Raw genomic sequence first — 20934 nt, 5'->3', positions numbered from 1 at the left:
CCTCTAAAAAAGGCAAAAAAAAAGCCTGCTAAGCAGGCTTTTTAAAATAAAATGATTAACAACCGTCTGTCGGCCCATTGGTAATTACATACTTAGGTGCTTCTGATAATGTTGGTGAAGTCCCTGTCGTTGCAGCCTTAGCTTCTGCATAGGTTAAGTAGCAATTAGCTGGCGCACCGTGGGCGTAAATTTTAGCCGTACCAGGAGTACCCCCTGTAGCATCAATGATCCAATCTGCCGTTTTAAGCTGAGGGTCGGCTTTAGCATCAAAGCTAATCTCCATACCACCCTCTAAAGAGGCTTTCGTTGCTCGCATATAGCCATTCATAGTATCAAATTCTGCTGCACCACCAATAGATACAGTCCCAGTACCTGATGTACTCCCTCCAAATGCGGCCTTTGAAATCACTAAGCTGTTCGCACCTTGAATAGCGCCTTTTAGCCCCTGTACTGCAGAAAGCCTAGCGTCAGATTGAAAATTAATGAACTTAGGCGCTGCTGTGACAGCAAGAATACCTAAAATAATGATCACTACGACTAATTCGATCAGGGTAAAACCTTGTTGTCTTTTCATTTAACGTACCTTTTTAAAAATATTCTAAATAACTCATCTTTATATCATTACAGAGATTGAGTTCGACTTGGGCTAACACTTAACACTTAACACTTATGGCAAATAACAGCATATTTTATTAGTTATTTCAATCATAAACCTTTAAACCTGAGCGTTAAGGTGTAAACGGTGTCTGTGTGAAACTTAATACTTGTCCCGTGCCTGGGTTGTAAGTCACACCTTTGGCATTGGCTGTGGTCAGATCCGGTTCAGGATCGGCAATCCCTGAACTCTCATCAAGAATAAGTGACGCCACTTGATGGTACACGCATAAATCCAATCCCGTGACGGCTATGCCATCAATACCTGTGGAGCCGCCACCCACGCCGTCTAACATTCTTACCGTATAACGCTGATTGCGAGCATCTAAGTTATATAACACATTGCGCGGTGCACTTTGCAGCACACTGTTAAAGACTTCTTGGCAACTAGCATCTGTCATGCTGGTGGCATCGGTAATCGTGCTACCTGTTGGAAAACCAAAACGAGTATCAAGTGACACTCGGGTGCCGTCTAAAATCACCGAGTTATTACGTCTACCGTCCACTTCCCATTGGGCGCGAACAAAACCTACAGCTGTAGCTAGGCCGCCGGATACCCCATCGACACTGGCATTTTCTGCATCATCGGTCACGTTTAAAAACCGTGGTATCGCCGTTGCCGCCAACAAGCCTAAAATGACGATAACAATAACTAACTCAATTAATGAAAAGCCTTGTTGTTTCAATTTCATACTTGCTCACCTTGGATTAGATATCGATTCAATTGAATCGGTATCGGATCATATATGATTAAATGGCTTATCTTCAATTTATGCCATTTGCGAACTTGTGGCTACATCTTATTGTATATTAGCAGTTTAACTAACTTTAAAAAGTAAACAAGATGATTATTTATCACCAAATTGCCAAAATGTGACCTCTCCAGTCATAGGCTGATAGGTGAGCTTAGCACCGTCTAATGCAATAAACTCACAACGCTGACTGACTAACTGATATTCAGTATTAACATTGAGCTGCACCAAATCACTGCCGAGCAATTGCTGCCATAATAACTGGCAACCTAAGCTATCTTGCGAATTGAGTTGCGGCCAGCCAGCGTGACTCATAAACACCATCACAGCTTGAGGGCTGTTGTCTGTATCCTGCCCCTGCCATTGCAACTTCATTTTGCTTGGACGACCACTTGATAGCCATTGACTACGGATCATAGGTAAAGTATTGATTAACCGACTATGTTCTATAGCTAAGCTCTGGCTTTTTAACTGTGATACGCTGGAGAAATAACCCCAAGCTAATACCCCAAAAATCATCAGCAGCAATATCAAGGTGATCATCCGCCGATATACGGATAATAAATCGCTTTCTGCTTTTTGCTGACTATGCATGAGTGTCCTGTGCCGTCCTTGACATACTAACCCCCCTTTGCCGCATTGAGCATGTCCCACATGGGTAAGTAAATTCCCAAGGCTAAGACTAATACGATGCAAGCGACAAAACCAATTAACACTGGCTCCAATTTGGCGGTGAGATTTTTTAAATCGTAATCCACTTCGCCTTCATAGAAATCAGCGGCATCATTTAACAATTGATCAATTTGCCCTGTTTCTTCACCCACGGCCACCATTTGCAGTACTAAAGGGGTAAATAATTTACTTTGATTAGATACCCTAAGCATAGATTCACCAGACTCAATCCCCCGGCGCATGCCCACAATAGAATCATGCATATAGGCGTTATCTACAGCATCGGCGACTAAGCTCAAAGCTTGGGTCATGGGCACTCCAGCACTAAGCATCATAGAAAAACTGCGACAATAACGAGACAAGGTGGAGCGCTCGATGATTGACCCAACCGCAGGGATCTTAAGCTTCCATCTGTCCCATTGCTTTTCCCCTTTGACTGTACTGTGCCAATAGCGAATGCCAAAGAACATCCCCACTACAGCAGCCAACATCAGCTGCCAATAATTAACAAAAGCACTGGAAGTTGCCATAAGTAACTTGGTCGCCCATGGTAGCTCAGCACCAAAACGGGAAAACATATCGGCAAATTTTGGGATCACCATAATATTAAGGATAATCATGGCTAGCGCTATCGCTGCCAGCACGAACATGGGGTAACGCATTGCTGACTTAATCCGTCTGCGGGTTTCCTGCTCACGCTCAATATAACCAGATAACTGAATAAACACATCTTCAAGCTTACCGGTATTCTCCCCCACATGGATCATAGAGACGAAGAGCGGGTTAAAAACCTTGGGATGCAGGTTCATCGCTGAGGATAATGGCCGTCCAGCGGTTAATTGCTCAGAGATGTCGTCTAAGGTTGTCTTCATCAAGGTAGAATGTGTTGTTTCTGACAAGCCCGCAATCGCTCGCAGGATAGGAATGCCCGAACGCGTTAGCGAATACATCTGCCGAGTGAATATCTGTAATTCATCAAGGGAAATGCTTGGCTGAAAAAAGCTCCCAAGAGAGAATTCTGCCTTAGGCTTAAGCTCTTTAAGCTCCAGCGGAATAATGCCTCGAGACATCAAGGCATCGGCCGCGCTACTTTCACTGGCAGACTCAAGCTGAGCCATGACCGCTTGCCCTTGAGCATTGCGGCCACGATATTGATATACGGGCATGCTTACCCCTCTACGCCTTGTTGGCTAATAATATCTTCAGATAAAGGCACCTTAGATTCACTCATGTCTTCAATTAACTTCGCCACCTCTTCAATCGTTGTCATCCCTTGCTCTAAATACGCCATGGCAGAATCAGCCAACGGAATAAAATTAGGGCTTTTTAAGGCGGCGCGAGCAAACAGCTGTGGGTCCCCGGAGCGCATCGCATCCACCATCACATCATCGAGCTCTAAAATTTCAAAAACACCAATTCGGCCACGGTACCCCGAACCATTGCAGCTTTGACAACCCGAACCCATTTTCAGATTATCAGTATTAATTTTGGTCTTGTTAATTTTATTAAGCCAGACTAAATCTTGCGCGCTAGGGTGATAATCCTTAACACAATTCTGACACACTTTTCGCACCAATCGCTGAGCAATGATGACCCTTAAGGCACTGGCAACTAAGTAACTTGCAGCGCCCATATCTAGCAGACGCAAGGCGCTGGTGACCGCATCATTAGTGTGCAAGGTTGATAATACAAAGTGACCCGTCAATGCGCCCCTAAGGCCGATTTCAACCGTCTCTTGGTCACGCATCTCACCCACCATGATGACATCAGGATCTTGACGTAAAGTGGTACGAAGTACATTAGAAAAATCCAAACCTATTTTATGATTGACTTGTACTTGGTTTATCCGTGGTAACTGGTATTCCACCGGATCTTCCACGGTAATAATCTTGCGATCAGCGGTGTTGAGCTCACTTAAAATACCGTACAAAGTGGTGGTTTTACCGCTACCTGTGGGGCCTGTCACCAGCAACATCCCATGGGGACGCTTAATTTGATGCCTCACTCTAGCGAGAATATTAGCTGGCATGCCAGTTTCATTTAACGTCAGTAAGCCCGCAGATTGATCCAGTAAACGCATAACCACAGATTCACCGTGATAAATGGGCATAGTGGACATACGGATATCAATTTTGTGACCTTTAACTTCGATTCGAAAACGACCATCTTGAGGCAAGCGTTTTTCTGAAATATCAAGCCCAGCCATTAATTTAAGTCGTAATACCAGCGCCGCTGAAATATTGACTTCATTAAGCAAGGTTTCATGTAGCTGACCATCGATACGCTGGCGAATACGTAGCACTTTTTCACCGGGTTCAATATGAATGTCTGATGCGCGCATCTGCACTGCATCTTCAAAAATTGACTGTAATAACTTAACCACAGTGGTTTCATTATCACTGTCGCCTTCTGTGAGGCTCGCAAGGTCAAACATATCATCGGCGGCGTATTCCTCCTCCAGCTTGCCGGCGATTTCAGCAATTTGCTCAGTGCGGCGATAAAGGTTATCGAAGGCATCCAACAACTGTTGCTCAGGTGCCACTGCAATTCTAAGCTGCCTAGGCGCGACTAAGACTTCAATATTATCTATTGCCTGTAAGTCAGCAGGATCGCTCATGGCCACTAAAACACTATTATCATCACTTTCAATAACTAAAGCGCGAAAACGTCTAGCTTGTACTTCAGGTAAAAGAGCGACCACATCAGCACTGATGGTCTTACTGCGAATATCCAAAAAAGGCAGATTCAACTGATGGGATAAAAACTGCAGCAATTGCTCTTCGGTGATGCATTTAAGGTCGATTAAGGTTCGCCCCAATTTACGTCCAGATGAACGCTGCTCCCCAAGTGCTTGCTGTAATTGTGCTTCGGATATGATCTGCTCTTGAACCAGTAGATCCCCAAGGCGCATTTTTAACTTAGGTTTCATCGACTCTCTCCTAATTCTTTTAATCTATTTTCGATAAATGCTCTAGCCGATGATGATAATCCTGCCCGCTCGTAGGCGGCTAAGTAGGATTGACGCGCGAGAGAGTATTGCTGTTGTGAATCCTGTGCATAGGCAAGCCCCATCCACCATAATCCTTTGTGTGCTTCCACTAAGGTTAATGCGCGGTATGCTTGCTCCGACAGAGAAAATTGACCTAGTTTTTGAGCGATATCTCCTTGAGCAGCCCACTTGTCCTTAGCCCAAACGCCTTGTTCCGGGATAGTCGCTAAGGTGATTAATGCCATTGCTGACGCGCCATTTGAGTGCTGTAATTTGGCTTTAAGTAATACCCATTGCCATGGTTCTGCTGAGTCATTAATGGCTTGTTCAACTAAAGCCATCGCTTTATCTTGCTCACCTTGGGCATAGTAGAGTCCCAGCAACTTTTTACGGGCATCAATCTGCGTTGGGACTAACGCTAACACTTTTAAATAATCAGCTTTCGCTTGGGCTAAATTACCATTTCCTTCTGCGTTTTCAGCGCTGAGCATTAGCTTATTGGCTTTTTGATTAGCCGTAAGCACAACTTCAACCACCGCCATTTTCCCGGCTGATGATGGTGCTTTAACTGCAATTGGCTCCGGTGCTCGCGAGGCATAGTTTACGGTTCCAACAGAGATTGGCTGCACGGGTTCAGATCCTGGCTCTAGCTCTGCTCCCGGTGTTAACTCTTGTTTGTAGGCTTGCTTAAGTTGCTGTTCAGGCTCTTGCATAAGTTCTTGTTCGAACTTTTGTTCGCGCACTTGTACAAGCTTTGCCGCCACAGGCTCTGAAGCGCTGACCTCGGGCGCTATCTGTGCGGTTTTAACTTGAGTTTGCTCAGCTGGGGCAGATATCACAGTTTGCTGCTTCGAAGGCTTATTAGCGACTAAAGCTAACTCATAAGCTTGCTGAGGTGAAGCTCCAACCTCTTTGGCAAAGGCGAATTCGGCTTGGGGCATAATATTTTGCGCCTGAGACAATAGCCACACGCCAGCCACTACGGCAGTCATGGCAATCGTGCCCATTAGCAGATAAAGCGGTGTTTGGCTGCGAGTATTCACTCGCTTTTGCTGAGTCTGATATTGTAATTGAGGCCGCACAAAATCATGTGCTGGGGAATGATGAGCATTCGCCCCCTTGCTGATGACACTGGCATTACTTTGCTCATCCATGGCCACTGTCTTGCTCTTATCCGCTGCTTGCTGACGTTTATCTAAATCTTGTAATACTTGATTGATTAAACTCATAGCCAATAACCCCAAGCTTGAGCAGACACTAAAGCACAGCCCATTAGCAATGCAACGACCAATCCAATGCGCCATCCCACAGTACTGTTACCTAGATTGCTACCTCTAAGGGGTAATTGAGTATCCTGAGTATCCTGAGTATCGGCAATAGCTGCAATGCAGTGGCGGCTCAACACGTTAGCTTCTCCTTGGCTATAACATAGCAGCAGGCTTTTATGGGCGAGAATATTAATCAATCTGGGTATTCCCCTCGCCGCTTGCGTGAGCGTTTTGATGTCTTTGACGCTAAATAAATCAGCGCCTTGATAACCCGCAATCGCTAATCTGTGATTGATATAGGCTTGAACTTCATCCCACTCAAGTGGCCGTAAACAATAGCTAAAGCTGATCCTTTGCCTTAATTGACGAAATTGATGTGTTTGCAAACGCTCATCAAGTTCAGGTTGACCAAACAATACTAACTGGATGAGTTTACGTTGCTCAGACTCCAAGTTAGTCAGTAATCGCAAGGCTTCTAAACTATCATCGGGCAAAGCTTGAGCTTCATCCACCACCAGCACAACTTGCTGGCCTTGTAAACTTAATGAGAGTAAGCGCTTGGTTATCCAAAAAGTGAGCTGGCGCTGATCTAACCCAGTTTGGCATTTAAGCCCTAACTCACACGCTAACGCCCAGCGTAGCTCATCAGGTGTTAGATAGGGGTTAGGTAAATAGGCGCTTTGATACTGCTTAGGCAAACTATTAAGCAATTTGCGGCACACCAGCGTTTTTCCTGTGCCGACCTCTCCTGTGACTTTAATAAAACCTTCACCACTTTCTAAGGCTACTTGCAATACTTCCAGGGCTTCAACATGAGGCTCTAGGCCAAAAAAGAACCCAGTGTTAGGTGTCAGCCCAAAAGGCAATTGCCCTAAACCGAAGTGCGCTAGATACATGCGAAGTCTCTATGTCTACTCGCTTTTCGGATACCAAAGATCCAGCAGATCTTTAGAACGTTTAAGCTCATCTTTCCAAGTATCAATTCCCACAACTGTAGGTTTTAGCATAATAATAAGTTCTGTTTTCTTCATTTGTTTAGAGCGATTGGTAAATAATTCCCCCAATAGAGGAATATCCCCCAATAATGGGACCTTTGAAATCTGCTCGATATTATCACTCTTCATCAGGCCGCCAATAATCACCACATCGCCCGAAGCGGCGCGAATAACGGTATCTGATTCACGAATTTCACTTTGAGCCAGAGGTAGCTCTGAAGATGCACCATTAATTTGAATATCTTTTATCTGCTCACTGACTTTTATCACCGATGGATGCACATGCAAAAGTACATTACCATCACTGTCAATCTGAGGCGTCACGTCCAAAGCAATCCCTGAGAAGAAGGGCGTTAACTCTACTTGAGGCGTAGTAATGGGGTTAGTCCCTGTCACTGTCGTCGAGGATACGTTAGTAACAAAATACTCATCATTGCCCACTTTAATCACGGCTTTTTGATTGTTTGAGGCTGTCACTCTTGGGCTTGAAAGTACGTCCACGTCCCCTTGAGTATCCAAGAGGTTTATCATGGTCGTAAAGTCAGTGCCCTTCACCGTTAACGAAGTCACGCCACCTATCACGCCTGTGATAGTGTCGCCAAAAGTCCCTTTGCTGGTGCTAAAGTCGACGCTGCTGGTTGAGTTTAAGCTATTAGCCCCATTAGGCGCCCTTGTCTTACCTAAGACTTGCTCCCATTGCACACCTTGCTGGTAACCATCAGACAAGGTCACTTCGACTATCTTAGCTTCTAAGATCACTTGGCGATGTAGATGACTTTCGGCAGTCTCAAGGAAGGTTCTTACTTGCCTGATTTCATTTGGATAGGCTCTAATTGTGACCAAACCCGCTTGAGGAGTCACCACAACTTGCCTGCCACCACCTGTATTACCCACTATCGACACTAAGGTTTGCTGTAACTCCCCCCAAAAATCAGACTTGGTTACAGAGCGAATAAATGTGCCATTGGACTGTTCAGAACCACTGCCGCTTGAGCCACTATTATTGTTATTTGAGTTTGAGCTAGAGCCAGAATTTGAACTTGAACTGCTATTATCATTGCCGTCTGAAATTCGCCCCGAGCTGACTGAAGTGAGTGATAAACCTTCTCGCTCCATAAATAAATAATTTAAAGAGAAAGTTTCAGTGCGCATCCCTGCAGGGAACACCCGTAAAATACGCCCTTCACGGCTCACCTCATAACCATAAAGATCTTCAACTACCGCAATCACTTCTGAAAGTGTCACTCCTTTTAGAGACAGAGATAAACTGCCTTGTACATCAGGGTGTACCGCCACACTCAAAGGTGTGCCAGCAACCAAACTGGAAAAGAATACTTTGGCATCGACATCATTAGCCGACACATCAAAACGTTTTTCCTGAGGCAATAAAACCGCTGGCATGATGCCTGCACCACTCAATTCGTTTTGCACATTGCCAGGCATTGCAGCGGGAGGCGGCGTTGCTTGGGCACTGGTTTGCAAAGATTCATTAAGTGAAGCTTTACTGGCTTTGGGATCTGGCCTATCTGTGGTTTGGCAAGCCACTAAACACAGAGATAACAGAGGGGTTAAATATCGAATTGGGGTCATGTTATTATTATCCTATCACTCTGTTATTACTTGAAATAAAGTCAGCTTTCTACCATCTGAGAAGGTGACGTCTTTGTGGCCAATGTGCACCAATTTAAGCCCTTCTATCCGCTCGCCCACTTTCAGGATATGATTATTAATCACTGCGTAATTTTCGCTTCCTTTAATAATACTGCTAAGCACTAAACTCGATTGCTGGGACTTTTCAGCCGAATCCATCATCTGCCCAGCAGGTAAAGTCGGGTCACGTAATGCTTGCCCATGAACGAGAGAGGCCATCAGCACGACTGCAGCCCCTAAAGCAAACTGAGTGCTGGCTTTAGTTATGTTTAGCAACACTGATAAAATCCTTATTAATACTTAGGGTATAAAGCTCCAGCTCAATGCTAGCTTGAGGATGCTTATCCACTTGATAATCTAAACGTTTCCAATAGAGTTTATCTGGCATGGCTTCTACTGCCTGAACAAAATTCAAGAATGAAAAGTAATCACCTTCCAAAGTTAACTTGATGCCATGACTGTATAAATTTAGCTTGGTATTATCATCCTCACCCAGTAAGGCTTGGGGTGCCAAAGAATTAAAACCTAACAATTTTAATCCTTTAACCTTGCTAAGCAGCTGCGCCAGCACCGTAGGCATATAATCAGCGGGGATCATATCTACCATTTGTTGGCTAAGTTCGGCATCCACAAACATTAGCTGTTTCTCTACCGAAGCCAGACGCTGCTTATAATCGGCATCGGGATCTAAAGCTAAACCTTCTTGATACACTGCAATAGATTGGGATGCCATTTGATTCGAGTGTTGCACATCTCTAAGGTGCTGAGCCCTTTGCTGATAATCTAATAGCATAGGCTCAAGCAGCATAAAGCAACTGAATATCACCAACACTAAGCTTGCACACGCCACTAATACTCGTTCGCGCTGGCTTAGCCCATTAAACTTGCTTGCGAGTTGCTGCCACTGTAGCTTCATTTGGCCTCCGCATTATTCAAATTAAGCGGTTTACTACTGAGTTTAAACGCCAAAGGCATATTCTCCCCTCTCTCTAAAGTCAAAGATGAGAATGCATAACCTTTTAGGGTGCGGCTGGCTTTTAAGCGTTCAACCCATTGTGGAATACTCTGGGGGGCTTGTCCGAAACCTTCGAATTCATAGACTTGTTCTTGCACTGAAATACGACTTAACCAAATACTGGCATCGCTAGCCGCCGCTAATTCGGTCAACAACTGCGAATAACCGGGAGTCACCACGGCATTGCGTTGCAACAATTCACCTTTTAAGGCTTTTTTAAGTTGCAACCTTTGTTCGGCTAGTTCAAATTCCCTCACCAAGGCTTGATTCGGTTGGCGCGCGGCAATGCTCGCTTCTAGGGTGGTTTTTTGGCTATTTAGCTCATCAGCTTGATATTGAGCATTATTGATTTGGGTCATTAACCCTTGTGATTGCCAAGAGATGATCGCGCTAATCAGCATGCTTAACAACAGGGTTCCACCAAGTGTAAAACACAGCCGAGTGAAGTTCAGCCTGACTTTGATTGGCAATAAACTCGCAGAGTATAGGTTAACTCGGTTTTTCATCATGCTAGCCTCCTTGCTTGTTCAGCCAAAGCAAATTTAGCTAACTGAGTATCCATGCTGGCATGGGCCACCGCGGTGATTTTTTGGTTAAAATTGGCCGCCAATAATTGAGCTAGCACTTGGCTTTCACCATCCATCAGCAGCTCGATAGCTGCCACGGGCGCTTGCCTAAGTTGGCTTTCAAAGTAATCCATAGAGCGCTGAATTTCTAAGCTTAGGTTATCGGCAATGCCCATTGTGAGCTCATCACTTTTTGCCAAATGCAATTTGGCAAAGCCACGCACACGGCGCTGCATCATCAGCTCGCCTTGTTTGATGACAGTAAGTAACAATTCTTTATCAGGAAGGTGATTTACTACTAAGTGGGCTAATGAATCATTAACGCTCAGATTACTAAAGGCCAGCTCTTCTATGCTAATCCCACTGATGATTAAGCCGTTATCATCACAAGCAATTGCTAACTGACTAAGCACATTTTTTTGTGCCACCACCACATTGAGTTTTCCGCCAACAGCGCTGGATTCGAAATAGTCTAAATGAATATTAGTGACAGGCTCTGACACCATATCCTTAACCGACCATAGTAAGGCCTGAGACAGTTCATCATCAGCTACATTAGGCTTATCTGCCGTCACTAATTGGTAATAATGGTTTGCCAGCACAATTTCTAGCTGTGCTGTGCCGAATTGGGCTGTAATGGCAGCAAAAGCTTTAGACCAATCTCCGTCAACACAAGGAATTGTCAGACTTTTTTCTGGACGTTGCTCTTGCTCAGCTTGATAGACTGATAGGCTGGACTGGGCAATAAACACCCCCAAGGTCAGATCTGTGTTACTGGTTTTCCAGAAAGAAAGTTTTTTCAAAAATCCTTCGACCATTCCAAGTTCCTGTTCCATTTGCTTTGCAAAGCTAACAACATTAAGACAAGCAGCCGATTAAACTGCCAATATTGTCCGCGAAATTAAATCCCATAATAACCACTAATCTTTTAATTTTATAGAAAAATGTTATCGTTCTCACCACAAGATTGACTATAGCATCTTTGATCTATTTAGAAACATTCACAGTATAATTATGGGCTGACAGTCTCTTTTACTTCACCCAAAAACTCCCCTTGAGCAGCACTCACACCTAAGATCTGCAGAGTTTGCCATTCTTCGAAGCTTTCAACACCTTCGGCAAAAACTTGCACTTCTGCGCGGTATAAACCACCTATTAGACTTCGTATAAACAATTGATTTTCTGAACGTAAATGAATTTTTCTAATAATAGATTTGTGTAATTTTACGAAATCAAAATCACACTCTTGAATGTAATGAGTCCCCACAACTTGCTGACCAACATGATCAACACACAGTTTAGCGCCCATCTTTTTCAACATATCTAAATGTGCGGTCAACTGACTTTGATGCTTAACGATAATATCTTCAGATATTTCAAAAATAAGCCGTGACGCCAAGGGTCTGTGCTCTAATAGCGTTGCCTTAAGCCAGCGCATAAATGCACGGCTACTGAGAGAATCTAAACTTAAATTAACACTGTAATTAGCTTTATTCTGCGGCATTAAACTAAAAAACACTCGCTCCAATAATTGCCGTTCGATTTGCGGCATCAAACCACATTTGTTCGCCATAGGGATAAACAAGGTTGCACGAACATCTTTACCTTGATTATCACGAATACGGCTGAATATCTCTTGATGGTGTAGCTGTCTGTCGCTATCAAACACCCCTTGAGCAAAGCTCATTATTCGCTTATTGAGCAGGCTAGATTCCAAGAAACTGCGCCACCGCACCGAACCTTTGGCTATTTCCTCATCCACGGCGCCTTTGTCGTACATAAACCAATTATTGCTTCTTTGCAGCTGCGCGGCTTTGAGTGCCATATCCGCCTCTTCGAGCAATTGCAGCTGATTGTCTCCAGCTTGATAAAACGCCGCACCTAGATGGACAAAATTATCCTGATTAGCAAATTCTTTACCAGCCTGGCTAATGCAAATTTTTAGCAATTTATTAGCCAATTGATCTGCCTCAGCCAGCGAGAGCTGCGGGGTCACGATAGCAAACTGTTGAAAGCTTCTGCGTGTAAAAATGCTATCTCCACACTCGGACAATGCCTGATTAATACTGGCAACCAGCTGAGTTAAAAACTCCCCAATAAACTGATCGCCTTTTTCTTGCTGGGCAATATCAAGATCTGGAAAATCGATAAGGTACATCACCCCATGGGCAATCATCACTTGATCTTGGCTTAATGCATCGAGGCGATTAACAAAAAATAACTGGTTACCTATGCGAGTTTGAGGGTCAAGAAACACATTGGAGCGAATAAATTTATCGAACCTGCCCCGCTCCCTCTGAGCATCTCGCAACTGCTCTAATAATCGCGTCAAAGCACGATTAATTAATCTAGGCTTACCCCGGCCTGCACTGGTTAAAGCTTGATCGTATTTACCATCTAAAATGAGATGACTGCGCACCGCAAGCTCTTCTACGCCATCGAGTTCCTGTGCAAACCAGCGCTGGCCATGGAAAACTAAAGCAAAAATAGCCAAAAAACCGATTAGCAACACCCAATATTCTTGCCAACTTAACGAATGTAAATAAAACGGCGGCACCAGCATTAACTCCATACGCCAATGACTTTGCTTATCTAACACTTGTTTATAGCGCACTCCCTGCTGATATTCTGGATGATTATCATAGCTATACCTAAGTTTATCCCCTTCAAATAAGCGAAACTCCACAGTATGGTAACTTGCCAATAACTGGGGCAGCCAATGGGACAGCTGAGCCTTTGCTTGCCATTGTCCATCAAGCTTTGCATCCAGATCTAACGCGGCATTTTCAAGATGACTAAAGTGCTGCACTTGCTCAGACATTAAGGTGCTCAGATCTTTCACTTGCTGCTGTTGGAATTTGTAAGTGAGTTGAATAAAACTGATGCTGGCGCAGAACAAAAACACAAAAGCCACCGCCGTTAGAGACAGCAGCCAAAAGCTGGTTAGTTTTTTAGTTAGAATTTTAGTGAGCTTCATCTCGCGGCTATCCTGAGGAATATTATTCTTGTTATGGGTGCCTAATCCCCATCACATTAATGATGTAATGGGGATTATGTGAGACTAACATATTGAACAGCATAATTAACCACTCACAATGAAAACAAAAAAGGAGCCTAAGCTCCTTTTTTGTTATTTATCCTCAAGTCGTTATTGGTAGTCAGGCAAGGTGGTAATTTTAGCCACACCTGAATCAATCGCCGCTTGGGCGACTGCACGGGCAACATTAGGCAGTAATCTTGGATCCATAGGCTTAGGCAGCACATAGTCGGCGCCAAAACCAAGTGATTTCACATTAGGGTAAGCAGCAAGTACGCTTGCAGGTACAGATTCTTTAGCTAACTGTGCTAGCGCGTAAACCGCTGCAAGTTTCATTTCATCATTAATGCATGAAGCTCGTACATCTAAAGCACCACGGAAAATAAACGGGAAACACAATACGTTATTCACTTGGTTTGGGTAATCACTGCGACCAGTTCCCATAATCAAATCTTGGCGGATAGCATGAGCAAGCTCAGGCTTTATCTCAGGATCTGGATTAGAACACGCAAATACCACAGGCTTGGGGGCCATCAGCGCAATATCTTCAGCGGTAAGTAAATCAGCACCGGATACCCCTAAAAATACATCCGCATCTTTAATAACATCTTGCAGGGTACGTTTGTCGGTATTGTTGGCAAAGAGGGCCTTATACTCATTTAAGTCATCACGACGAGTGTGAATAACTCCTTGTCTATCTAGCATATAGATATTTTCACGTAGGGCGCCGCATTTCACCAACATGCTCATACAGGCAATCGCTGCAGCTCCTGCACCTAAACAGACAAAAATAGCGGTTTCAATTTTTTTATCTTGAATTTCTAATGCGTTAATCATGCCGGCGGCAGTAACTATGGCCGTGCCATGTTGATCATCATGAAATACTGGCACATTACAGCGAGCAATGAGCTCACGCTCAATTTCAAAGCATTCAGGCGCCTTAATGTCTTCAAGGTTAATGCCGCCAAACGTATCAGCGATGGCTTCAACCGTATTAATAAAGCTTTCTGTGGTCAAATGCTTAACTTCAATATCTGTAGAATCAATATTAGCGAAATGCTTGAACAACAATGACTTACCTTCCATCACAGGTTTAGAGGCCAAGGGACCAAGATTGCCTAAACCTAAAATAGCGGTACCATTAGTGATCACAGCAACCGTGTTACCTTTATTGGTGTAGCGATAGGCATTATCCGGGTTGGCTGCAATTTCTCTAACGGGTTCGGCAACCCCAGGGCTATAGGCTAAAGCGAGATCATGGCTAGTTTGCGCCGGCTTAGTGAGGCAAACCGCCATTTTTCCTGGCACGGGGAATTCATGATAGTCGAGGGCTTGTTGACGAATATCTGACATTTTAACATCCTGAAAAGCAGCAATTAATATGAGGAAGGTCTTAATATATAGCCAGTGCAAGCCAAGCTTGCCACTGAGGGCTTTAAAGATACGCTAAACATCAGGCTTTATAAATCAAAAATTTACTGGTCACATTTGTTTAATAGTGCTGGCTTTAGCTCACACAATACTGCTATGCATAATATTAAAAATCAAACACTTAAAAGATGTAGTTTTATAACAAGATCTAATGCTAAATATCGCAATTTTGTTTTAAAACATGTTAATAATGTTGCCTAAATAACAATATTTTAAATGATATCAGCACAGCGTTAAGAAGTGTAAATACGGAATATGATTGCGAATAAAGCTGAAATTTTTTCAACAAAAAAGGCGCCATAGGCGCCTTTATCGTGAAGAAGTAATTATTACTTCTTGCCAAGCATACCGAAACGCTTGTTGAACTTGTCGATACGACCACCAGTGTCAACAACTTTCTGAGTACCAGTGTAGAATGGGTGACATGCACCACATACGTCCAAATGTAGACTCTTACCTGCAGTAGAGTTTACTTTGATGATGTTGCCACAAGTACAAGTAGCAGTGATTTCTGCGTATGCTGGGTGAATACCTGGTTTCATTTTGGGATACCTTATATTGAAGGCCATGTCGCTCTTCCAACCCGAAGTCGGACACCACATGAAGTTAATAACTGAGTGTTTTAGGCGCGCAATAATACAGTAAGCCCCCATGGCAGACAAGTAGAATTTATCAGCTATCTAGCCCTTCAATACGCTTGCTTATGCCTAGGTAGAAACCTGAGTATCCTAGGGCTTACATTTAATTCTGCTTATCTTTAAGCTTATTTTCTTTGACTAGCTGCGCCTTGGCTAACTGGATCTCAAATTTAAGGGTATCAATCTCTTTATCTAAGTACTGGCTTAACTCACCACGCGTTGGGCAAACAAGCTCTGCATCGACCATTAAGCGCTGAATATCACCTTCGGAAAATGCCTGAGGGTTACTATTATAAATGGCTAACATGGCGCCATAAATATTCACCCGCCAGCTAGGCGCATAATGATTCGCAATCCGCCATAAGGTCTGTCCTGGCTCATAAGGTAAATAACAAACCCCTTTATTTTCTACCCTTTGAGATCCAGCTACAGCCTGAGTCTCGCCTTTATCCGTGGCAGTCTTATCTGACTGGGTTGCAATAGAAGCACGGGAGTCATTAGCAGGATCTGCCTTGACGGCTTCAACTGTTGCCTTAATGGATTGTTGCACAGCCGCTTTTTCCTGAGCCGCTTCTGCGCTGTGATTAGCAAAACGAGTCACAGATGATGCAGGGTTTTGTGCCGCTTGGGCCTTAACATCTGCAAGGCTCTGACTCATGGCTTGTGATTGCACCAAGGTGGCACTTTTCTCTGAATGAGGGGAATCAAACAGCGGCAGCTCAAGATACGTATTCCAACTGCCTCTACGATACCTTTGCACTATTAATTTCGCCTGCTTATCCGTAACCTCTTCGGTGCCCGTCATCATCAAGAGATAGTTATTGATAGGCCTTACCATGAGTTGCTCTTGCTGTTTATCGCTCCCCTGCATTTGTTGGACATAAAAAGCCAATTTAGAGACTTCGTTTTTATCCGCCACTAAATTAACTTTTAATTGTGGGTGCTGGCCTAGTTCGAACTGACGACTATTTATGCTCACATGATCAACGTTAGCCTGCACAGGGAACAGGTATAGACAGGTATAAACCAGTAATAATGCTTTTAATATAAATCCTTTATGCATCTATCTTGTCCTATCTGTTAGTTATTTTTATTAATGATGTTCACTGAGTTACATTGGTAATAGAATCGTTTCAATAAGCCATCATATATTTATAACCCAAGGCATTAGGGTTACACTGAAACAAAATTCATCACCAAAGTATTTTATGTCAGTGTTTGTTGAGCTCGCTTTACCCGTCCCCATGCGACAAAACTTCAGTTATCGCGTCCCCGAGACTTTTACACAAACACTGCATATTGGCCTGAGAGTTAAGGTTCCGTTTGGACGCCAACAATTAATCGGGCTAATTACAGCCATTAGCGATGAGTGCTCACTACCACCGGCACAAATAAAATCCATCAGCGCCATTTTAGACCATGAGCCTATATTACCTACAGCACTTTATAAATTAACCCTTTGGGCAGCAAGATATTATTTTACCAGCCAAGGGCAAATGCTCAGCCAAGCTCTGCCGGTTGCTTTGCGAAAAGGGGCTGACACCCAAGGGCAAGACATCACCCGTTTCAAGCTCACAGAGACAGGTAAACAGCTCGAACCTTTGAGTCTAAAACGCGCTCCAGCACAAAAAAATTTACTAGAAATACTGCTACAACAACCAGACCAAAGCCTTAGCCAAGATGAATTTAACGCCTTAGCACTGAGTAAGCCAGCCCTTAGCGCCCTTGAAACTAAAGGCTGGGTCACGCGGATGCAAGTACAACTCAGCGTTGACTTAAGCTGGCGCGATGAACTCACCTTAGGCGAAACCCCTCACAAGCTCAACAAGCAACAAGCGATAGCCGTTTCGGTATTAACCCAGCAAACGGGCTTTGCCTGCACCTTACTGGAAGGCATCACAGGCTCAGGTAAGACAGAAGTGTATCTGGCTATGATAGAAACTCAACTAAAACAAGGCAAACAAGCCTTAGTGCTAGTGCCAGAAATCGGCTTGACGCCGCAAACCATCAGCCGCTTTAAGCGCCGCTTTAAGGTCGATGTGGCGGTTATTCACTCAGGGCTGACTGACAACCAAAGGTTGGATGCCTGGCGCTTGGCCCGCAGTGGCCAAGCCGCGATTATTATTGGCACCCGCTCGGCGCTATTTACCCCCATGGCTCACCCTGGGGTTATCATCTTAGATGAAGAACATGATGCGAGTTTCAAGCAGCAAGAAGGCGTACGCTACCACGCCCGAGACCTAGCCGTGATGCGGGGTCAGCTCGAAGACATACCGGTAATTTTAGGCACCGCAACCCCTTCACTTGAGAGCTTGCAAAATGCCTTAAGTGGCCGTTACAGCCATCTCGAACTTGGCGAGCGCGCCGGTGCGGCGCAAAAAGTAAAGCAAGGCATTATAGATATTCGCAGCCAGCCACTTAAATCTGGCATGTCCACTTCACTTATCAACGAAATGCGCATGCATTTGGATGCCGGTAATCAGGTACTGTTATTCCTCAATCGACGCGGCTTCGCGCCCGCACTCTTGTGCCATGAATGCGGTCATTTACATGAATGCGACCGCTGTGATGCCTACTTTACCCTGCACCAAGGTCTTAACGAGATTTGCTGTCATCACTGCGGTAATCAATATGCTATCCCTAAACAGTGCCATAGCTGCGGCAGTAGCATGCTCATGGGTCACGGCATAGGCACAGAGCAATTAGAAAAAGCCCTAGAAACAGAATTCCCCCAGCACAAAGTGGTGCGTATCGACCGAGACACCACGAGACGCAAAGGCTCGCTAGAGAAACAGCTTGCGGGGATCCACAAGGGTGAATACAAAATACTGGTCGGCACTCAAATGTTAGCCAAAGGCCACCACTTCCCTGATGTCACCTTAGTGGGGCTACTTGATGTGGATGGCGCGCTTTTTAGTGCAGACTTTAGGGCTCCGGAGCGCTTTGGGCAGTTATACACTCAAGTGTCAGGCCGCGCAGGCCGCGCCGACAAACCCGGCAAGGTATTGCTGCAAACCCGTCAAAGTGACAATGTTATTTTAAGGGATTTATTACGCCAAGGTTACGGTGATTTTGCCCGTGGCCAGCTTAAAGAGCGTCAGCTTGCACTATTGCCACCGGCCTGGAACATGGTGCTATTACGAGCCGATGCTCACCTAGCCGAAGATGCGGATAACTTTTTAAGCCAAGTGGCAAAATTATTGCCCCAAGATAATGAATTTGAAGTCATTGGCCCCATGCCTGCGCCACTAGATAGAAAGGCTGGGCGTTATCGCCGCCAGCTGATTTTTCAAGCCAAGCACAGACAAAGGCTACAACAAGAGTTTGAACAAGCACTGTCTCAGATAGAAGCACTGCCAGAAGGACGGCGCTGCCGCTGGAGTATTGACCGTGATCCACAAGATTTAATGTAAAAAACCGATAAAAAATCAGTTCGCCGTAGCTATTAGTCCCATAAAACGGCTAAAATACGCGGTTCGTCGACATCATTCATTTAATAAGTTAGTGCTAACAAACGCCCATGAAATCACATATTGAATCTTTATTAGAACAAACTATCGAATCCTTTAAAAATCAAGGTATTGTGCCAGCCGATTTTCAAGCTCGCATCCAGGTCGATCGCACTAAAGATAAGAGCCATGGGGATCTTGCCACTAACTTAGCCATGATGCTCACCAAGGTTGCCGGTAAAAACCCCCGAGAACTGGCGCAGCTTATCATAGACAATTTGCCTGCCTCGTCACACGTGGCCAAGGTTGAAATTGCCGGTCCTGGTTTTATCAACTTCTTTATCGACGACAACGCCTTAGCGACGCAGTTAGAGCAAGCGCTCAATGATGAGCATTTTGGGATTATTTTGCCACAAGCGCAAACCATAGTGGTGGATTACTCCTCACCTAACCTTGCCAAAGAAATGCACGTCGGCCATTTGCGCTCCACCATCATTGGTGACAGCGTAGTGCGCGCGTTAGAGTTTTTAGGCCACAAGGTTATTCGTCAAAATCACGTTGGTGATTGGGGCACGCAATTCGGCATGTTGCTGGCCTACATGGAAGAGCTACGCGCCGCCAACGGTGAACAAGCCCAATTAGAATTATCCGATTTAGAAACCTTTTATCGCGCCGCTAAGTTGCGTTTCGATGAATCCACTGAATTTGCCACCCGCGCACGTCAACTCGTGGTTGCCCTGCAATCCGGTGATGAATACTGCAATAAGTTATGGCAGGAATTTAACGACATCTCCCTAAGCCATTGCCATGACGTTTACGAGCGTTTAGGGGTGAGCTTAACCCGCGCCGATGTTCACGGTGAAAGTGCCTACAATGCCGATCTTGAGCAAGTGGTTAAAGATTTAGATGCCAAAGGCTTACTCAGCGAGAGTAATGGCGCCAAAGTGGTATTTCAAGAAGCGTTCCGCACTAAAGAAGGCGAGCCACTGCCGGTTATCATTCAAAAAGCCGATGGCGGTTATTTGTATGCCACCTCAGACTTAGCAGCCATGCGTTACCGCTCTAAAGTGCTAAAAGCCGATCGGGTATTGTACTTTGTTGATTTACGCCAAGCATTGCATTTCCAGCAAGTATTTAGCCTGGCAAAACTGGCTAAATTTGTCCGTAAAGATATGCAGTTAGAACACACAGGCTTTGGCACCATGAACGGTGATGATGGTCGTCCGTTTAAGACTCGCACAGGTGGCGTAGTCAAGCTGGTCGACTTACTCGATGAAGCCAACAACCGCGCCTTAGAGTTAGTTCGCAGCAAAAATCCAGACATGGATGAAACCACCTTAACTGAAATCGCCCGCGTGGTCGGCATAAGCTCAGTGAAATACGCTGATTTATCGAAAAATCGCACCAGCGATTACATCTTCAGCTTCGAGCAAATGCTAAGCTTTGAAGGCAATACCGCGCCTTACTTGCTGTACGCTTATACCCGCGTTGCCGGTATTTTCAAACGTGCTGAAGACATAGATTTAACCGATGCCAAGATAGTGTTAGATCACGATAAAGAAAAAGAACTGGCCACCAAGCTCGCTCAGTTTGGTGAAACACTTTATAAGATGACCGACAAAGCACAGCCAAACATGTTGTGTAACTATCTGTATGAATTAGCAGGTGCTTTCTCAAGTTTCTACGAAGCCTGCCCAGTGTTGGCCGCCGATACCCCAGCACAACAAAGCAGCCGTTTATTGCTAGCAAAACTCACCGCCAACACCCTCAACAAAGGACTTTCACTCCTTGGTATTGAAACCTTAGAGCGGATGTAAC

Annotated in this window: 18 protein-coding genes; 2 read left to right on the top strand and 16 right to left on the bottom strand. The window is 44.7% G+C overall.

The features are described from left to right. Nucleotides 1-55: 55 nt before the first annotated feature. The 16 genes from H5073_RS09860 to H5073_RS09785 all read right to left on the bottom strand — a co-directional run bounded on the left by H5073_RS09860 (nt 56) and on the right by H5073_RS09785 (nt 16730). Nucleotides 56-574, bottom strand: a complete 519-nt coding sequence (locus H5073_RS09860) for a type II secretion system protein (protein WP_182679356.1) — start codon at nt 572-574, stop codon at nt 56-58. A gap of 154 nt (nt 575-728) precedes the next feature. Then, nucleotides 729-1346, bottom strand: a complete 618-nt coding sequence (locus H5073_RS09855; RefSeq protein ID WP_182679354.1) for a prepilin-type N-terminal cleavage/methylation domain-containing protein — start codon at nt 1344-1346, stop codon at nt 729-731. Nucleotides 1347-1502: 156 nt separating this feature from the next. Then, the gene (locus H5073_RS09850) at nt 1503-2000 is read right to left on the bottom strand and encodes a hypothetical protein (RefSeq protein ID WP_182679352.1); all 498 of its coding nucleotides are present in this window, start codon (nt 1998-2000) and stop codon (nt 1503-1505) included. A gap of 26 nt (nt 2001-2026) precedes the next feature. Continuing rightward, complete coding sequence (locus H5073_RS09845; protein ID WP_182679350.1) at nt 2027-3244, bottom strand: type II secretion system F family protein; 1218 nt, start codon at nt 3242-3244, stop codon at nt 2027-2029. Nucleotides 3245-3246: 2 nt separating this feature from the next. Beyond that, on the bottom strand, nt 3247-5007 hold the full coding sequence (locus H5073_RS09840; protein WP_182679348.1) for a GspE/PulE family protein: 1761 nt from the start codon (nt 5005-5007) through the stop codon (nt 3247-3249). Beyond that, the gene (locus H5073_RS09835; protein WP_182679346.1) at nt 5004-6296 is read right to left on the bottom strand and encodes a lipopolysaccharide assembly protein LapB; all 1293 of its coding nucleotides are present in this window, start codon (nt 6294-6296) and stop codon (nt 5004-5006) included. Before H5073_RS09835 ends, H5073_RS09840 begins: the two co-directional genes overlap by 4 nt. Continuing rightward, nucleotides 6293-7231 (bottom strand): AAA family ATPase, encoded by a 939-nt coding sequence (locus tag H5073_RS09830; protein ID WP_182679344.1) that lies wholly within the window; start codon nt 7229-7231, stop codon nt 6293-6295. The genes H5073_RS09835 and H5073_RS09830 overlap by 4 nt, the downstream gene beginning before the upstream one ends. A gap of 15 nt (nt 7232-7246) precedes the next feature. Then, on the bottom strand, nt 7247-8920 hold the full coding sequence (mshL, locus tag H5073_RS09825; protein ID WP_182679342.1) for a pilus (MSHA type) biogenesis protein MshL: 1674 nt from the start codon (nt 8918-8920) through the stop codon (nt 7247-7249). A gap of 15 nt (nt 8921-8935) precedes the next feature. Further along, nucleotides 8936-9259: an MSHA biogenesis protein MshK gene (locus H5073_RS09820; protein ID WP_310734241.1), complete on the bottom strand. Its 324-nt coding sequence runs from the start codon at nt 9257-9259 to the stop codon at nt 8936-8938. Further along, on the bottom strand, nt 9240-9896 hold the full coding sequence (locus tag H5073_RS09815) for an MSHA biogenesis protein MshJ (RefSeq protein WP_182679340.1): 657 nt from the start codon (nt 9894-9896) through the stop codon (nt 9240-9242). The genes H5073_RS09820 and H5073_RS09815 overlap by 20 nt, the downstream gene beginning before the upstream one ends. Further along, entirely contained in the window at nt 9893-10504 is a 612-nt protein-coding gene (locus H5073_RS09810; protein WP_182679338.1) for a PilN domain-containing protein, read from the bottom strand. Before H5073_RS09810 ends, H5073_RS09815 begins: the two co-directional genes overlap by 4 nt. Then, nucleotides 10501-11379, bottom strand: a complete 879-nt coding sequence (locus H5073_RS09805; protein ID WP_182679336.1) for a biogenesis protein MshI — start codon at nt 11377-11379, stop codon at nt 10501-10503. Before H5073_RS09805 ends, H5073_RS09810 begins: the two co-directional genes overlap by 4 nt. Nucleotides 11380-11573: 194 nt before the next feature. Beyond that, a complete protein-coding gene (gene csrD / locus H5073_RS09800) occupies nt 11574-13538 on the bottom strand; it encodes an RNase E specificity factor CsrD (protein WP_182679334.1) in 1965 nt (654 codons plus the stop codon). 171 nt (nt 13539-13709) lie between these two features. After that, entirely contained in the window at nt 13710-14951 is a 1242-nt protein-coding gene (locus H5073_RS09795; protein WP_182679332.1) for a malic enzyme-like NAD(P)-binding protein, read from the bottom strand. 407 nt (nt 14952-15358) lie between these two features. Further along, nucleotides 15359-15571, bottom strand: coding sequence for a 50S ribosomal protein L31 (rpmE, locus tag H5073_RS09790; protein WP_182679330.1), 213 nt, complete (start codon nt 15569-15571; stop codon nt 15359-15361). Nucleotides 15572-15770: 199 nt separating this feature from the next. Continuing rightward, a complete protein-coding gene (locus tag H5073_RS09785; RefSeq protein ID WP_182679328.1) occupies nt 15771-16730 on the bottom strand; it encodes a FimV/HubP family polar landmark protein in 960 nt (319 codons plus the stop codon). A 145-nt stretch (nt 16731-16875) separates the two neighbouring features. Here H5073_RS09785 and priA point away from each other — a divergent pair, with 145 nt between their 5' ends. Continuing rightward, nucleotides 16876-19080 carry a primosomal protein N' gene (gene priA / locus H5073_RS09780; protein WP_182679326.1) on the top strand — a complete coding sequence of 735 codons (2205 nt, stop codon included), beginning with the start codon at nt 16876-16878 and terminating at the stop codon, nt 19078-19080. 107 nt (nt 19081-19187) lie between these two features. Further along, a complete protein-coding gene (argS, locus tag H5073_RS09775) occupies nt 19188-20933 on the top strand; it encodes an arginine--tRNA ligase (RefSeq protein ID WP_182679324.1) in 1746 nt (581 codons plus the stop codon). Nucleotide 20934: the final 1 nt, after the last annotated feature.

The organism is Shewanella sp. SR44-3 (genome assembly GCF_014163735.1).
In the GTDB taxonomy this organism is placed as follows: Bacteria; Pseudomonadota; Gammaproteobacteria; order Enterobacterales; family Shewanellaceae; genus Shewanella.
The sequence above is the reverse complement of the archived record's forward strand: the minus strand, read 5'-3'. Positions and strand labels throughout refer to the sequence as shown.

Coding starts and splice junctions, on each gene's coding strand:
- H5073_RS09860 (WP_182679356.1), bottom strand. CDS start 574: ATGAAAAGACAACAAGGTTTTACCCTGATCGAATTAGTCGTAGTGATC.
- H5073_RS09855 (WP_182679354.1), bottom strand. CDS start 1,346: ATGAAATTGAAACAACAAGGCTTTTCATTAATTGAGTTAGTTATTGTT.
- H5073_RS09850 (WP_182679352.1), bottom strand. CDS start 2,000: ATGCATAGTCAGCAAAAAGCAGAAAGCGATTTATTATCCGTATATCGG.
- H5073_RS09845 (WP_182679350.1), bottom strand. CDS start 3,244: ATGCCCGTATATCAATATCGTGGCCGCAATGCTCAAGGGCAAGCGGTC.
- H5073_RS09840 (WP_182679348.1), bottom strand. CDS start 5,007: ATGAAACCTAAGTTAAAAATGCGCCTTGGGGATCTACTGGTTCAAGAG.
- H5073_RS09835 (WP_182679346.1), bottom strand. CDS start 6,296: ATGAGTTTAATCAATCAAGTATTACAAGATTTAGATAAACGTCAGCAA.
- H5073_RS09830 (WP_182679344.1), bottom strand. CDS start 7,231: ATGTATCTAGCGCACTTCGGTTTAGGGCAATTGCCTTTTGGGCTGACA.
- mshL (WP_182679342.1), bottom strand. CDS start 8,920: ATGACCCCAATTCGATATTTAACCCCTCTGTTATCTCTGTGTTTAGTG.
- H5073_RS09815 (WP_182679340.1), bottom strand. CDS start 9,896: ATGAAGCTACAGTGGCAGCAACTCGCAAGCAAGTTTAATGGGCTAAGC.
- H5073_RS09810 (WP_182679338.1), bottom strand. CDS start 10,504: ATGATGAAAAACCGAGTTAACCTATACTCTGCGAGTTTATTGCCAATC.
- H5073_RS09805 (WP_182679336.1), bottom strand. CDS start 11,379: ATGGTCGAAGGATTTTTGAAAAAACTTTCTTTCTGGAAAACCAGTAAC.
- csrD (WP_182679334.1), bottom strand. CDS start 13,538: ATGAAGCTCACTAAAATTCTAACTAAAAAACTAACCAGCTTTTGGCTG.
- H5073_RS09795 (WP_182679332.1), bottom strand. CDS start 14,951: ATGTCAGATATTCGTCAACAAGCCCTCGACTATCATGAATTCCCCGTG.
- rpmE (WP_182679330.1), bottom strand. CDS start 15,571: ATGAAACCAGGTATTCACCCAGCATACGCAGAAATCACTGCTACTTGT.
- H5073_RS09785 (WP_182679328.1), bottom strand. CDS start 16,730: ATGCATAAAGGATTTATATTAAAAGCATTATTACTGGTTTATACCTGT.
- priA (WP_182679326.1), top strand. CDS start 16,876: ATGTCAGTGTTTGTTGAGCTCGCTTTACCCGTCCCCATGCGACAAAAC.
- argS (WP_182679324.1), top strand. CDS start 19,188: ATGAAATCACATATTGAATCTTTATTAGAACAAACTATCGAATCCTTT.